Source organism: Dickeya oryzae (genome assembly GCF_020406815.2).
In the GTDB taxonomy this organism is placed as follows: Bacteria; Pseudomonadota; Gammaproteobacteria; order Enterobacterales; family Enterobacteriaceae; genus Dickeya; species Dickeya oryzae.
The window spans coordinates 3,630,544-3,645,032 of record NZ_CP162670.1; the positions used below are offsets into that span (position 1 = coordinate 3,630,544).

Consider the following 14,489-nt stretch of genomic DNA (forward strand, 5'->3'; position numbering starts at 1 on the left):
ATCGGCGTATTACCGCCTGCCATCAGGCTTGCCAACCCCCTTCCCCGCTCGTCAAATCAACGGCGAACAAGGGCGACTGGCTGAAAATAGACCAACCGCAGCGATTGTGACAGAAACTCGTTGACGCTCATCGCGATATACGGTTTAATGCGCCCCGTTGCCCGGATAGCTCAGTCGGTAGAGCAGGGGATTGAAAATCCCCGTGTCCTTGGTTCGATTCCGAGTCCGGGCACCATTCTTCAGAGCCTGTTCGTTACGAGTATCCGCTCATAACGGGCAGCTAAATGGGCCCAACCTTGGATCTGTGTCCGTTGACAAGTACACACAGTGAAGAAGTTGAGACTCATAAACCGGTGCATATTAGTCGTATGCACCGGTTTCCTATTGCCCGCGAAATACTTACAACTTTTCCTTTTTCTGTCAAGCCAGTGTAAAGAACAAAGTTAATTCATCCTTATCATTAGTCAGCTAACAGCGCAATTCCCCCTCAAGCGCCGCCCGGATACTGTCAATATTCGACTCCACGTACTCCAACGTCGTAGTCAGACTGGAGTGCCCCAGCAGGTTTTTCACGATCTGCAGGTTCCTGTCCGGGCTTTTCATCATTTCCGTGGCCAGCGTATGACGGAAACGGTGAGGGCTGACCGTAAAACGGCATTCATTCGACAGTCTGCGGAAGAACGAACGCAGTGGTATCTCTGACATCGGCACCATGCCATTGCTCGCTCTGCCAATAAACCGATAAACATTAAACAACTGCTCATCCGGTTGCGCCTCGCGGGCTATCGATTCCTCGATCAGCCGACTCAATCCCTGGCGTAGCACAGAAATTATCGGCACCCGGTGTTCGCGATGATTTTTCGACCCTTCCGGGCGCAAATTGATGATCCCCAAATCCAGGTTCACATCACTCAGACGAATGTGCAGCAGCTGATTCTGCCGCATACCCGTATAACGCAACGTATCGAGAACCGTTTTCCAGAACCAGGCGGGATACAGTGCGCATTCATTAAAATTCACCCCCATCCCCTGACGCTCCAGCTCCAGATGCTGCTCCATGAGGCGATCAATCGCGTCCAGTTGTCCAGCAGCCAATGTCTTCTTGCGCTTCATATCGGGCCGTGTAATCACGTTATTAAACGGATTCTCGGTATGGGGCAGCAGTCGTGTTTTTATGCCGTGATTAAATATCGCACGCATATGTGCCACCTTATTGTTCCAGGTTCTTGCCGATACTTTCTTTTCTGTCAGTAAGTGTCGACGCCAGTGCAATACTGCCGCCCTGTCCACACGACACGGCGGAATATCAGATGCAAACCGAATAAATGAATTTGTGACCTTGCGGTAACTCCACTCCGTAGCCGGACGTAACGATTTAGAAAAAAAATAATCATCCAGCAGACTCTCATAACCAATATCAGTCATGTAGATTGTCCTTAATTATTAGGTGAAACATATGGGCTGCTATTTACCAGCCTGTTTTTGCATTTAGACAATGCAGTAATGGGTATCATATAACCTGCTATTTTTTCATATTTCCCTGCTCTTTCCTGATTATCATAAATACGATAGGTATAAATTCCTTTACCTCCGCGTGTATGGTGGTAGCTGCAAGCTTCAAACGATTGCTGCAACGCAGATTTATCGATATCGACGCCTGACGAGGATAAATACTTAAAAAAGCACTCTGGCGTTTTCAAAAATAAGAACTGACTGACTACATGAGTAAAGCTATCTCGCTCATTGACAGAAATAGAATCCGAATTAATCCCTTCGACAATCCAATCAAAAAATAAACGACCGTACTGCTTCTCACCATGCTCACCCGTTGGCTCATTGACGGAAATGGATTCCTTATCTTCCGCTGACGAAAAAAGCTGACGATCAAGTATCGACAGTGTGTCGATATCCGCATCACCCGACGCAGTATCCTGCTGTTGTTGCTCGCTATCTTCAGCGTTTTCTGGAGAGTGCAATGCAGAAACCAGTTCATCAGGACTGATACTCATTGGAACGTCTGGTTCCTGAGTAGCCAATACCGGCATGTTGTCAGCAATCTTATTATCATCAGGCTTATTATTATAATTATTGTTTTGTTTTTCTATTTCGCTTTTTATCCCCATTGATACAGGATGTTCATCAGAATAGTTCTCAGTATTCTGAGATATACTGGTACTCGTTGACGTTGCAATTAACTGTGTTGCATGACTTTCTTCCCCAGAAAGACCACATCTTTCCCAGGCATTACCAACAATGACAGAAACCATCCCGCCTGCCCGTTCATCAAGATATGACAGCAACGCTTGTAATACGGGTGGCCATTGAGACAGCCAGATGAGTGCCGACTGTGGAAGCAGGCGTCCCGCAATCATCAGACGCCAGTAATGCGAAGCTGATACATCAGACTCCAGACGAAACCGATACACATCAGTCGGGGGGATTAACGCAGGTAACCAGGGCTTGCCATTACGTGTTTCGCCGCTGACAGAACCCAGCTCACCAGCCAGACTGAACAGTGCTGCGTAGTAGATAGCCGTACACCATGCAGAACTCTGCGCAGCCTGCTCTTCCGGCGGTGCCCCTGGTGGCAGCAAGTGAGACCTGGATAATCGAACGGCACACACCGACACAGACAGCACTGCATCAAGTAGTCCACCACGCCGTCCATATTCACCTGATGCTATTGGCAGCGGCAATGCCTGAGCCAGCTCGGCGATGTGGTGTAAAGGAGAAAGCCACAATGACTCAAACATGCTGGCTGAGAGTGGACAGTTCTCCCAGAGCGCTTGCATGAGCCGAGGCCGGCCTGCAGAAGCCAGCAACTCATCGGCCGAACAAGGGAGGATCCAGCCCTCAGCTGATACGGTCTCCCCAGCTGAGACACCGGGCGTTATAATATTTCCGCGCGGTGACAGCCCTGATACCTGTTTTTTCAGCCAGCCAAGCATAATTTCCCCTTCTCACCTGAAAATGGGCTATTAAGCTATGAGGCGCTCTCCATCCAGCAACAAAATTTTAATTTCATGGTTGAACATAAAAAATGATTGTTATGCTACTGACTATCCTGATATGGGAACTTTTCCTGTTGTTGACAGCTTTCGTGATTATCACTCCATCGCTACCTGTACCGATGTCCAATATTGCTGCGTTAGTCGCTATCGTCACATCGCTCGCGTTACTTTTACCTCTAATTTTAAGACCGGCATATTGGCTGATTGGTCATATAGATCGTGATTATTTCTTTGTTAAGAAACTTCGCCGAACTAACGCTGGTACTGTTGCTCTACACGTCAATAACGTTAGAGATGTCAGTAAACTTCGAACCTCGCCGACCGACCTTGAACAGGCATGGAATGAACTCATCGACCGTATTAATGACATCGCAAACAGCGACACCCAGATTTTGATGCAATCACACCTGTTCACTCGCAGTAAGATTAGGCGACTAAAAAAGACCTTTCCGCAGATGCGTATTCACGTCAGGCAATGGCGAATGTCTGGATGGCAGGAGGGTGTATTCAGGGCAGTTGAACTCTGCAAACAGTGGCGTTATCCGCAGATTCAAGACCGTGGCTATATGCTGGTTATACGTGCACGCAGCGGAAAAATCATGTCTGGCTTAGAAACAATGTCCTCTATTACCTCGTCGACAACGTATTCAAAATGAATACATAAACAGATTCACAATGTCGGGTGCTAAAAGCATCACACTTTTCTCTTTTACCCTCCCCAGTTTCTATTTTTACAATCGCACCGTTCACATCAGCCACTATGATTAAAAAAACTTCATAGTGAACATCGATACCATGACGACATTGATCCTCGACAGGCCTGATTATCATCTCTGTTTGCAAGATGGACTGCTTCATCTTTCTCACCCGGAGAGAAATGCCCGCCTGTTTCCATTAGGCGATCTTGAACGCATCGTTATTGGTCCGGGAATTACCCTCAACAGCGATCTCCTGTTACGGCTGGCTGAAAAAGGCATTGAACTAATCGCAGTCGGACGCCGGGGTTGCGCGCACCTCTTTAACCCGCAAACACCGCCTAACGCATTACGCCTGCTACAGTATCGGGTAACATTACAAGAAGACTGCCGAGCTAAGTTGGTAATGCAATTAATAACGGCGCGCCGGGAGGGACAAAATCGGGTTTTAAAACGCTTACACGCCGAGCCGCTACCACCACTGCCAACTGAAATACACCATTCGCTGATGTTGGATGAGGCCCATCTGAGCCATCATTATTGGCAAGCATGGCATCACGCGCTGCCGGACAGTGGCTTTCAAGGTCGCCAACGCCAGCCACCGAGCGACCCGATAAATGCGCTACTGTCGCTTTCATCTACGTTAGAAGATCAGGCACTGATACGCCCACTCCTCGCTGAAGGCTTTGACATTAATCTTGGACTGCACCATAGCACCGGGTATCGCCGCCACAGTCTATTACTCGATATCAAAGAACTGACGCGCGCTACGCTGGAAAACCACATACTGGATTTATGGCAACAGCGCCAGCTCACTGCCGAACACTTCACTCATAATGATTCCGCCTGTCGGCTTACCAGGCAGGGACAGCAGATTTTCTACACCGACTGGTTTAGCTGGCTGGCAAGCCGCCGCCAGGGTTTACGCCGCCTGGCGCGATTGTGTCGCCACCTACTGGAACGGGAGGCCCGTTATGTCTAAACCCCTTTGGCTGATTGGTTATGACATCACCTGTCCAAAGCGGCTGCGAAAAATGCAGCGACGCTGCGCGTCACAAGGCTGGGCATTGCAAAAGTCGCTTTTTTTATTTGCGCTTACCGTACCGGAACGCCAGGCTCTATGCCGTGAATTACAACGTCTGATTAACCCAGAGGAAGACCGTCTGCTTTGCCTGCCGTTTGACACCCCACCCGGCAGTTTTCACCTTGGCCCTCGATCGGACTACTTACTCATTCACTCCGACCCGCGTCTGAATGATTTTGTGTTTTAAGCACACAACCGGCACGTAATTTGCTTATTTTCCCCTCCGCGCCCATCGCTCCCCAGTGGGCCGCTTTTACGTACAAAAAACCAGCAAAAATAAAATAACGCTCACCACAATTCACGCCACATCAAGCCATTAGCGCCACGGCGTTTGTAGTGGCACTACTTTTGCTTAAAAACGTGTTTTTTGCGGCGGAAAAAACAGAAAAAAACGCGTTTGCTTGCTCAAATAAAAACAATGAGTTATACATTTTCATTAGTCCGTAAGGACATTCCCTGACTGAAGGGATTAAGACCTAAAATTATCTTTATTTAATATATTTGTTTGTAGTCCGTAAGGACATTCCCTGACTGAAGGGATTAAGACAAGTACGCGGTCACATACGCGTCAGGGGCTTTAGTCCGTAAGGACATTCCCTGACTGAAGGGATTAAGACCCGTCTTTGCACGCGCCGGCATCCAGAATTTCGTCCGTAAGGACATTCCCTGACTGAAGGGATTAAGACTTATCATGAACCGGATTTGCGTGGGTGGTTCGCGTCCGTAAGGACATTCCCTGACTGAAGGGATTAAGACAGGAACAGCACCACCTCAGCCTCCAGCATCATCGGTCCGTAAGGACATTCCCTGACTGAAGGGATTAAGACTATTTGACGCTGAGCTTCGAATGTTCTTTTAAGTCCGTAAGGACATTCCCTGACTGAAGGGATTAAGATCAATGGGCGGGCCTGACGAATATAGCTATTTGGTCCGTAAGGACGTTCCCTGACTGAAGGGATTAAGACATAGGCGGCACGGGCGGCAGCATAGGCGGCATCGTCCGTAAGGACATTCCCTGACTGAAGGGATTAAGACCCAAATTTTTCAACGCGATTGGATGATGAACCTTGTCCTTATGGACTCACCCTGACTGAAGGGATTAAGGCACTTCCTCCTCTTCTTCAACTTCTTCCTCTCCTGTCCTTATTGGACATCCCCTGACTGAAGGGATTTTCTCTCCACCGGGCGGTTTTCCGCCCATTCTCAAATTTCCTTTATCCGTTGGTAGGCATTCCGGCTGAAATTTCGTATGGTTAAGCCCGTTACGGGCGGGCAACGTGGCGCGCCCCGTTTTGGCACAAGGAGATGTCAATGAACTGGCTTGCCGCCTCTTGCCATGTGGCTGCCTTTGCGCTGTTACATAACCTGAAACCGCTGGCGCAGCGTGCCGGCATTCAGGACTTCCCGTCACCGGCACTGGCAAACAAACTGTTTGCGCCGCTACCGGAAAGCCTCTCAAACCGTGCGGATCTGCACGAAAATACATTAACCCCGCTATTGGATTTCGCCGCCAGACTGGCGCGCGGCGTGCCGGACACGCCCGTAAGCCGTGGCGAAACCGGGCTGATACCGCTCACCCACCTGTTAGCGGACGATAACCACAGCGCCCCGGCAGCACCCAGTTACAGCCCGCTGGCCCCGCTGGGGGTCGATTCGCTGATGCCGGTGACGGCAGCGTTGCCTGCCAGCGAACGGCAGGCGGCGTACCGGCAGGTGTATCAGGCATTGCTGGCGGGACTGGAGGCGATCCCCGCCGCCCACCGCCTGCAACCGTCACTATGGCTTGACCACCTCGACAGCCTGTGGATGACCACCTGCCACGCGCTGCCAGACGATGACGGGACCAGCGGCATTTCGCTGTACGATCAGGGTAAAACCACGGCGGCGCTCGCTGTCGCCCTGTGGCAGCACCACGCCCGTCAGGCCGAGCCGGAGCAGGAGATGCCGCTCACGCCGGGCGACGATGCGCGCCTGCTGCTGATTCAGGCCGATGTGTTCGGCATTCAAGAGCTGATTTTCGCCCAGGGCAACCAGACGCAAAAAATGGCCGCCAAATTGCTGCGCGGGCGCTCGTTTCAGGTGTCGCTGCTGGCGGAAACCGCCGCGCTGCGGGTGCTGGAAGCCTTTGACCTGCCGCCGGTGTGCCAGTTGATTAACGCCGCCGGCAAAAGCCTGATTGTCGCGCCGAATCTGCCGGATGCCACCGAACGGCTGGCTGAGTTGCGCCAGCGCCTTGATGAGTGGTTTTTAACCCACACCTACGCGCAAACCGGCATCGGGCTGTGCAGCACGGTGGCAGGCAGCGCCGAGTTCCTCGGCGAGCAGGCTTACGGCACGCTGCAAAACCGGCTGGCGCAGGCGATGGAGCAACAGAAATACCAGCGCTTCTCCCTGTGTGCCGGTGATGCGCCCCCGCCGGTGTTTGACGGTTATCTGGACCACATCGCACAGGGCGCAGGGGGCGAGCCCTGCCCAATCAATGGCCGACACCCGGTGGACACCACCCTCAACGGGCTTGGCTGTAGCCGACTGGCGGCAGACCAGATAACCCTCGGCCACTGGATAAGCCGCGGCGAGCGTTACGCCCGGCTGCTGATCCTGCGTGACAGCACCGCCACCTTCCCTGATAACCGCTGCCTGCACCTGACGCTGTTTGGCTACCAGGTGGTGGCCGTCAGCCCGCAGGAGGCCAGCGGCAAATTCGGCGAGCTGGCGCGTAACGGCAGCCTGCGCCGCTGCTGGGACATCAGCCTGCCGCCGGAAGGTGTGCCCCTGTTTCAGGGTTATGCCCGCCGTTTTATCAATGGCTGGATGCCGCTGGCGCAGGGCGAGTATCAGCCAGAGCGCTACCCCGGCGTTGCAGAGGAGCTCGATGATGGCGACATCAAAACCTTTGATCACCTGAGCTATGAAGACGTGTATCAGGATGCCGACCAGCAGTTACGCGGCACCTGCGCGCTGGGCGTACTGAAAGGGGATATCGACAATCTTGGTCATCTGTTTCGCAGCGGCTTGCCGCAGCCAGGCTTTGCCAAAACCATCGGCCTGTCGCGCCAGATACACCTGTTTTTCACCCTGTGGCTGCCGCATCTGTGCCGCCAAGACCCGCGCTTTGCCAATACCTACACCGTATTCGCTGGCGGTGACGATTTCTTTTTGATTGGCCCGTGGCGCAGCCAGCAGACGCTGGCACTCACAATGGCGCAGCACTTCGCGCGCTACAGCGGTCACAACCCGGCGCTGCATTTCTCGCTCGGGCTGGTGCAGGTCAAACCCGGCTACCCGGTGCGGGCGCTGGCGGCTCAGGCCGAAGCTGCTCTGGAGCAGGCCAAGCAACACCCCGGCAAGAATGCCATCTGCCTGTATAACCAGGTGATGGGCTGGCCGGAATATGACGCGTTACTGGCGTGCAGCGAGGAGCTGGCGCGCTGGCGCGAGCAGGAAGGCTACCCGCTCTCCTCCGGCCTGCTTTACCGGTTGCTGGCGCTCAGTGAACAGTCGGCGGAGGAGTCAACAAAACCGCAGTCGGCACTGTGGCGCAGCCGACTGGCCTATTTTTTACGCCGCAATCTGGTGGATAAAGTGAAAGTACCGGCACAAGAAAACCCGGCAGCGTTCCGCCATCAGCTTCATTTGGCCTTGTTCGCAACACTGGAACAGCACCTGAAACAGCACCGCCAGCGTTACCGGGTCGCGCTTCAGCGCCATCTTTACCACTACCGCACGGTGCCGCGCGGCGAATAAAACGCACAACAATAAGGACACAGCATGACGACGCTCGACTACTTTAAACGCCAACTGGACAAGCCGGAGGCGACGTTTTTTGATACCGACGCCCAAAAATTTGCCGAACAGTTGGAGCAACGCGGTAAGAAGGACAAACCCACCCAGTTGCGCCGCTTTTACGACCAGTTACAGCAACTGGAGCAGCGCATCAATGGCGATAAGAACACCTTTGATACCTACCTGCCGGAAATCCGCATGATCAGTGCCCATCTGGCGTACGCCGAAGGGCGCGAGCTTATCTCTAAAACGTTTTGCGACACCATGCAAAACCTGATTCGCAGCATCGACACCTGCCAGCACCTGAAAAACGGTCGGCTGTTTTTTGAAGCCACCCTCGGTTTTTTACGCGCCATGCGCCGCGACTGACAAGGACATCTCATGCAACTGAACAATATCCAGACGTTACGCGCCACCCTTGTGTGTGAAACCGGGTTACACATTGGCGGCGGCGACACTGAATTGCAGATTGGCGGCATCGACAGCGCCGTGGTGCGCCACCCATTGACCCGGCAGCCTTACATTCCCGGCTCCAGCCTGAAAGGCAAACTGCGCAGCCTGCTCGAATGGCGCGCTGGTGTGGTCGGCGAAACCGAAGGCAAGGTGCTCAGTCATCAGGTTTACCAGAAACTGAACGACGATAAAAAACAGGCACAGGCACTACAGGCACTGAAAATCCTGCAACTGTTTGGCGTCAGCGGCGGCGACAAGCTTTCCTCCGAACAAGCCCAACAGGTCGGCCCGACCCGCCTGTCCTTCTGGGACTGCGAATTTGACCAACACTGGCTGAAGCAGCAAGGCGGGCACGTCCAGACCGAAGAGAAAGCGGAAAACTGTATTGACCGCATCAGCGGCGTGGCGCTGCACCCGCGCTTTATCGAGCGTGTGCCTGCCGGCAGCCGCTTTGCCTTTCGCCTCACCGTGCGCCAGCTTGATGGCGACAGCCCCGACCTGCTCGACACCTTGCTGGCGGGCCTGAAAATGCTGGAGCTGGACGGGCTGGGCGGCAGCATTTCCCGTGGGTATGGCAAAGTGCGCTTTGAAGCGCTGACCCTCGACGGGGAAGACCTCCAGCCGCGCTTTGAGCAGTTACAGCCGTTTAAACACACCACGCAGGGAGCCAGATGATGTCCTCCCCCGTTGCCCCCGCCGCTGCGTGGCAATGGCTACGCCTGCGGCTGTTCCCCGACAGCGCCTTTGCCACCGCGCTGCGCGGCGACACGCTGTTTGGCCAGTTATGCTGGTATTTGCGCGAATCCCTCGGTGAGGCGGGCCTGAATGCGCTGCTGACAGGCTACCACGACCAGCGCCCGTTCACGGTGATTAGCGACCCAATGCTGGCCGACCACCTGCCGCGCCCGCACCTACCCGAACACCTTCTGGGCTTCGCCGCCGATGCCCGCGCCCGCAAACAACGTAAACAGCAATGCTGGCTGCCGCTTGAGGCGGTTCACCGGCCGCTGGCCGAGTGGAGCGCGCATTTAACCGCCGCGCCCGAGCACCACCGGCACCTCAGCGACGTGCAGATGCACAACAGCATCAACCGCCAGACGCTCACCACCGGCGACGACGCTTTCGCCCCGTTTGGCAGTGAACAGCACTGGTTTGGTGTGGACACCGCCTGGGATCTCTACCTGCTGCATGATGAGCGCCTGAGCGCCGCACAACTGACCGACGCGCTGCGTGCCATCGGCCTGCTGGGCTATGGAAAAGATGCCAGCATCGGCAAAGGGCGTTTTCACCTCACGCCACAGCCGATGCCGGAGCTGCCCACGCCTGACGGCAACCCGCTGCGCCTGACGCTCGCCCCCTGCGCGCCGCAGCAAGGCCACTGGCACAATGCCGACAGTTTCTTCTCGCCGCTGGTGCGCTTTGGCCGCCACGGTGCCGCACTGGTGGTGCAGGGCCATCCGTTTAAAAACCCACTGCTACTGGCAGACAGCGCCGCCGTGCTGGCCCCCGTCACCCCGGATAACTGCCCGTTTGTCGGCCAGGGGTTAGGCGGCAATGGTCGTCTTTCCTCCGCCCTGCCACAAACGGTGCATCAGGGCTATGCGCCGGTGATCCCGGTGCGCTTTCACCATAAGGCACAGCCACAATGACCCCTGACCAGACGCCACGTCGCCACACCGCCTGTGACAGCGACAAAACGCAATGCTTCACCCTCACCTGCCTGTCGCCGGTGCATGTCGCCACCGGCGACAGCCTGAACCCCGGTGAATACCTGATAGACCAAAACGCGCTGTATGAACTGGGGCAAGGCGGCCTTAGCCCGGCGCTCACGGCGACACAGCGCAGCGAGTTGCTCACTATTCTTGAGAGCAATGACCCTGCACTGCCGCTGACCGTGCAGCGCTTTCTGGCTCGGGAAGCGGGCAAGCTGAAATACGCCGCCCGCCGGATGTGCCCGCTGTTACCCGGCATCAGCCGTTATTACCAGTCACGGCTCGGGCAGGTGATGCAGAACGATACCAAAAACAAAAAGCAGGTGATCAACCAGCTAGAGCTAATGCGCCACGTCGGGGCTGCACTGGGCGCACCTTATATTCCCGGCTCTACGCTCAAAGGGGCTATCCGCACCGCACTGGTCAGCGCGCTCAATCAAGGCCAGGCACTGCACGCCGAGCGACGGGAAACCGACAAACTGAGCAGCAAGGTGGCGCAGGATGCGGAACGCCAGCTACTGGGCTTTGATACCCGCCGCGACAGCCCCACCAAACAGCGATACCGCATTGAGCATGACCCCTTCCACTGGCTACAGGTGGGGGATGCCGTAAGCCCGGCAGAGCACCCGCCCATGCTGGATTACTGGCTGGTGCGCCGCCAACCGCTCAAACGCACCGAGAAGCAGAATAACAAGGCTGACAATATGGAACTGCCGCCGGTTGAATGCCTCAAACCCCGGCAAAGCCCGTTGCACTGCCAGATAACCGTGAAAACGCCGCCCGCCGCTCTCGCAATAAAAAACCCGCACCTGAAGCAGTGGCTTGGCAAAGTGTCGCAACTGGCGCAACAGGTGAACCAGATAACCCTGCCGCAATGCCATCACGAGCTGGCATGGCTGGTTGAAAATGGCATCGGCACCGATGATGTGTACGCCCCCGGCCAGGACTGGGTGGCGCAGATGCAACAATTACTGCGCCAGTTAGACGGCCCGCTACAGCGCGGCGAGGTGCTCTTGCTGCGGGTCGGCAAATACGGCGGGGCCATCAGCAAAACCGTGGAAGGCTGGCGGCATATCGCCCGGCTGGGGAAACAAGGCACGCGCCCCACCTACCACCCGGATGTCACCACCTGCACGCTGGCGCTGCCCCAGGCGGATGCACTGACGCAGGCGCTGCCCTTTGGCTGGGTGCTGCTGCACCAGCCTGACCAGCCGGAAGTGACTGAGTTTGTCGCCAGCCATCAGGACTGGTGCCAGCGGCAGCAACAGTGGCTGGCAGACCATCAGCAACAGCAGCACGCCCACCGCCAGCAACGGCTGGCCGAGCAACAACAACGTCAACAGTTGGCCAAAGCGCGAGAGGAAGAGGCACAGCGGCTGGCCAAGGCCCGTGAAGAGGAAGCGCAGCGGCTGGCAGACAAAGCCCGCCAGAGCCAGGCGCGCCAGTCCATCATGTCGCTGGCAGAAAGCCTGACAAGTGAGCAAACATTCCAGCGTAAAAACCCCAACGGCCCGCTGCGTGGTCAGTTAGCCACCTGTGTGGGTTGCGTTGCCGCTGAAGGCTCGGCAGAAGAGAAAGCCGATCTGTGTACACTGTTTGACACCATCCTCAGCTATTGGGGCATCAAACCCGGCAAAGACAAAAAGCTCACGGCCTTGAGGAATAAGCTGCTATGACATGGGCTTGCCATCTGGCGCGTTACCGCCTCTGTTTTCAAAGCAGGGAACCGCTGGTGCTGCCGCTGTTTAGCGGCTCCATGCTGCGCGGCGCGTTTGGCCATGCGCTGCGGCGCATCTGTTGCATCAGCCGCCAGAAACAGTGTGACGGCTGCCCATTGCTGGCCGGTTGCCAATACCCACTGCTGTTTGAGCCGCGCCTGCTGCAACACACCTCCGGCCAGCCCCAACCGGCTCCGCCTTATGTACTGGAGCCACCCGCCGTTCAGGGGGCGCTTGCCGCAGGGGAAATCTGGCCGGTAGACGTGGTGCTGCACGGCCCGGCGCTACCGCACCTGAGCCTGATCATTCTGGCCTGGATGCAGGCAGCCGTTCAGGGGTTTGGCAGCCAGCGGGTGCCAGCACAGTTGTGCCAGGTGCAGGTCGAGCAGCCCGATACAACACCGCATGACGCGCGCTGGCTGACCATCTGGCGTCACGACCAGCCGTTTATCCTGCCGCACGCCACCACGCAAACACCGCCACCGCCCCCGGCGGCAGACGCACTGCGCCTGCACTTCACCACCCCGACCCGGCTGTTGCGCCAGGGGCAACTGGTGCGGGTGCGTGAACTTCAGGCGCACGACCTGCTGGCCGCGCTGGAGCGACGCCTGCACACGCTGGCCGCCTCTCTGGGCATTGCCCCGCCGCCGCCGCTCACCACGCAGCCCATCACGCTGCAACCCGGCCAGTTGCGCTGGATGAACTGGCAACGCTACTCCAGCCGCCAGCAACAGGAGATGAATCTCGGCGGATTTATCGGTGACGTCACGCTCCACGGCGAGCTGACGCCGCTGTGGCCGTGGCTGTGGCTCGGCCAGTGGTTGCACGTAGGCAAAAACAGCAGTTTCGGGCTGGGGCGCTACCAGTTAGAGGCGGTTCCCCGTTAACGCCAGAAAGAAAAAACGCCGCCTGCGGGCGGCGTGGAGGGTTAGGTTGACGGCTCATCATCATGATCCAACATATTGGCATACTCATTCCAGTCAATCGCTGGCACCGTACCCAGCCACTGCAACTCACGCAGCAGGCGAAATAAAAAACAAGCCAATGCACCTTCTTCTTTATTACGAATCGTTAAATGGTCCATTTGAGTATTCTCTATGGTTTTAACAATACCGGTAATCTCAGTTCCAGGCTTATTTTGGTGGGCTTCATTTTTTTTATTTTTCTTTTCATCTTCTTTAGAAAAGAAGTCAAAACATCCACCATTTAATGCCAACCCACAATCTAAATTCTTATGCCCGTTATCTTCACTCTGGTTTATGCTTTGTAATTTATTTTTAAAAGCATCGCTATTAAACCCATCACGCCAATCAACATCAATGGCAATAATTCCGGTGATAATATTAAACAGTCTTCCCTGCCCCGTTCCCCCAGCATGGCGAAAAGTCGTATTGGTACGTTCTAATGACCTGACAGACGCCGCTTTACGGGCGGCATATTCCAGGTTGGATGCATCTATTGTCGGTTTAACCTCCATGACTGCATACACTGCTTCTGCCGGGATTAAACGATGCCCCTGCTGATTTAATAATGTCGGCGTATAATGCCGGTCAAAAATCACTACATCTATCTGGTCGCTGGTGTGGCCTTTTGAGTTCACTACAATTCCCCGGTCAACCGAATAGCGCTCAGGCAAATACTGGCGAATAATATCTAAAAAATAGCTCTCATTGACATCCCCTTTGATACCGTCATGGGTAATCGCTGATTTTGACTGTAACAATTGAGTTTTCAGCACTTCCTGTTGCAATTTAAATGCATTTTTCAAATATTTCTTACCATCTTTTTTAGATAACTCTTTTATCTGATTAGACATATTATTTTCCTGATTTTAATTTTATAAATATCCACCCGGAGGGAAAGTATACACCCTAAATAATTCGAGTTGCAGGAAGGCGGCAACCGAGTGAATCCCCAGGAGCTTACTCAAGTAAGTGACTGGGGTGAGCGTGGGAAGCCAACGCACCTGCAACTTGAAGTATGACGGGTATATCGCTTATCTATAAATTTTCCTGCGATATCAGGCCCCCGTT

12 protein-coding genes, 1 tRNA gene and 1 CRISPR repeat array are annotated in these 14,489 nt (G+C 55.0%); of the genes, 10 read left to right on the forward strand and 3 right to left on the reverse strand.

Translation table 11 applies throughout. The features are described 5' to 3' along the window. Nucleotides 1–159 precede the first annotated feature (159 nt). Nucleotides 160–235: transfer RNA gene (locus LF929_RS15835), tRNA-Phe, on the forward strand. Between the two features lie 233 nt (nucleotides 236–468). On the opposite strand, the gene LF929_RS15840 is transcribed toward LF929_RS15835, so the two are convergent. Both LF929_RS15840 and LF929_RS15845 read right to left on the reverse strand, forming a co-directional pair. Next, a complete protein-coding gene (locus LF929_RS15840; RefSeq protein ID WP_226066743.1) occupies nucleotides 469–1,425 on the reverse strand; it encodes a site-specific integrase in 957 nt (318 codons plus the stop codon). 11 nt (nucleotides 1,426–1,436) lie between these two features. Continuing rightward, nucleotides 1,437–2,948 (reverse strand): TraI domain-containing protein, encoded by a 1,512-nt coding sequence (locus LF929_RS15845; RefSeq protein WP_226092652.1) that lies wholly within the window; start codon nucleotides 2,946–2,948, stop codon nucleotides 1,437–1,439. Nucleotides 2,949–3,049: 101 nt separating this feature from the next. On the opposite strand from LF929_RS15845, the gene LF929_RS15850 reads away from it, so the two are divergent. The 9 genes from LF929_RS15850 to cas6 all read left to right on the forward strand — a co-directional run bounded on the left by LF929_RS15850 (nucleotide 3,050) and on the right by cas6 (nucleotide 13,343). After that, entirely contained in the window at nucleotides 3,050–3,667 is a 618-nt protein-coding gene (locus LF929_RS15850) for a hypothetical protein (RefSeq protein WP_038903556.1), read from the forward strand. Nucleotides 3,668–3,806: 139 nt separating this feature from the next. Further along, on the forward strand, nucleotides 3,807–4,688 hold the full coding sequence (cas1, locus tag LF929_RS15855; protein WP_152494844.1) for a CRISPR-associated endonuclease Cas1: 882 nt from the start codon (nucleotides 3,807–3,809) through the stop codon (nucleotides 4,686–4,688). Beyond that, nucleotides 4,681–4,977 (forward strand): CRISPR-associated endonuclease Cas2, encoded by a 297-nt coding sequence (gene cas2 / locus LF929_RS15860; RefSeq protein WP_038903554.1) that lies wholly within the window; start codon nucleotides 4,681–4,683, stop codon nucleotides 4,975–4,977. The genes cas1 and cas2 overlap by 8 nt, the downstream gene beginning before the upstream one ends. 252 nt (nucleotides 4,978–5,229) lie before the next feature. Further along, nucleotides 5,230–5,967: direct repeats of the CRISPR family, unit length 37 nt; unit sequence GTCCGTAAGGACATTCCCTGACTGAAGGGATTAAGAC. A gap of 134 nt (nucleotides 5,968–6,101) precedes the next feature. Then, nucleotides 6,102–8,534, forward strand: coding sequence for a type III-A CRISPR-associated protein Cas10/Csm1 (gene cas10, locus LF929_RS15865; protein WP_226092653.1), 2,433 nt, complete (start codon nucleotides 6,102–6,104; stop codon nucleotides 8,532–8,534). Between the two features lie 24 nt (nucleotides 8,535–8,558). Next, complete coding sequence (gene csm2 / locus LF929_RS15870; protein WP_038903552.1) at nucleotides 8,559–8,942, forward strand: type III-A CRISPR-associated protein Csm2; 384 nt, start codon at nucleotides 8,559–8,561, stop codon at nucleotides 8,940–8,942. A 12-nt stretch (nucleotides 8,943–8,954) separates the two neighbouring features. Next, the gene (gene csm3, locus LF929_RS15875; RefSeq protein ID WP_226092654.1) at nucleotides 8,955–9,701 is read left to right on the forward strand and encodes a type III-A CRISPR-associated RAMP protein Csm3; all 747 of its coding nucleotides are present in this window, start codon (nucleotides 8,955–8,957) and stop codon (nucleotides 9,699–9,701) included. Continuing rightward, nucleotides 9,698–10,675, forward strand: a complete 978-nt coding sequence (locus LF929_RS15880; RefSeq protein WP_226092655.1) for a hypothetical protein — start codon at nucleotides 9,698–9,700, stop codon at nucleotides 10,673–10,675. The genes csm3 and LF929_RS15880 overlap by 4 nt, the downstream gene beginning before the upstream one ends. Then, complete coding sequence (locus LF929_RS15885) at nucleotides 10,672–12,414, forward strand: RAMP superfamily CRISPR-associated protein (protein ID WP_226092656.1); 1,743 nt, start codon at nucleotides 10,672–10,674, stop codon at nucleotides 12,412–12,414. The genes LF929_RS15880 and LF929_RS15885 overlap by 4 nt, the downstream gene beginning before the upstream one ends. Continuing rightward, nucleotides 12,411–13,343, forward strand: coding sequence for a CRISPR system precrRNA processing endoribonuclease RAMP protein Cas6 (cas6, locus tag LF929_RS15890; RefSeq protein ID WP_226092657.1), 933 nt, complete (start codon nucleotides 12,411–12,413; stop codon nucleotides 13,341–13,343). Before LF929_RS15885 ends, cas6 begins: the two co-directional genes overlap by 4 nt. A gap of 41 nt (nucleotides 13,344–13,384) precedes the next feature. On the opposite strand, the gene LF929_RS15895 is transcribed toward cas6, so the two are convergent. After that, a complete protein-coding gene (locus LF929_RS15895; protein WP_226092658.1) occupies nucleotides 13,385–14,272 on the reverse strand; it encodes a DUF6602 domain-containing protein in 888 nt (295 codons plus the stop codon). Nucleotides 14,273–14,489: the final 217 nt, after the last annotated feature.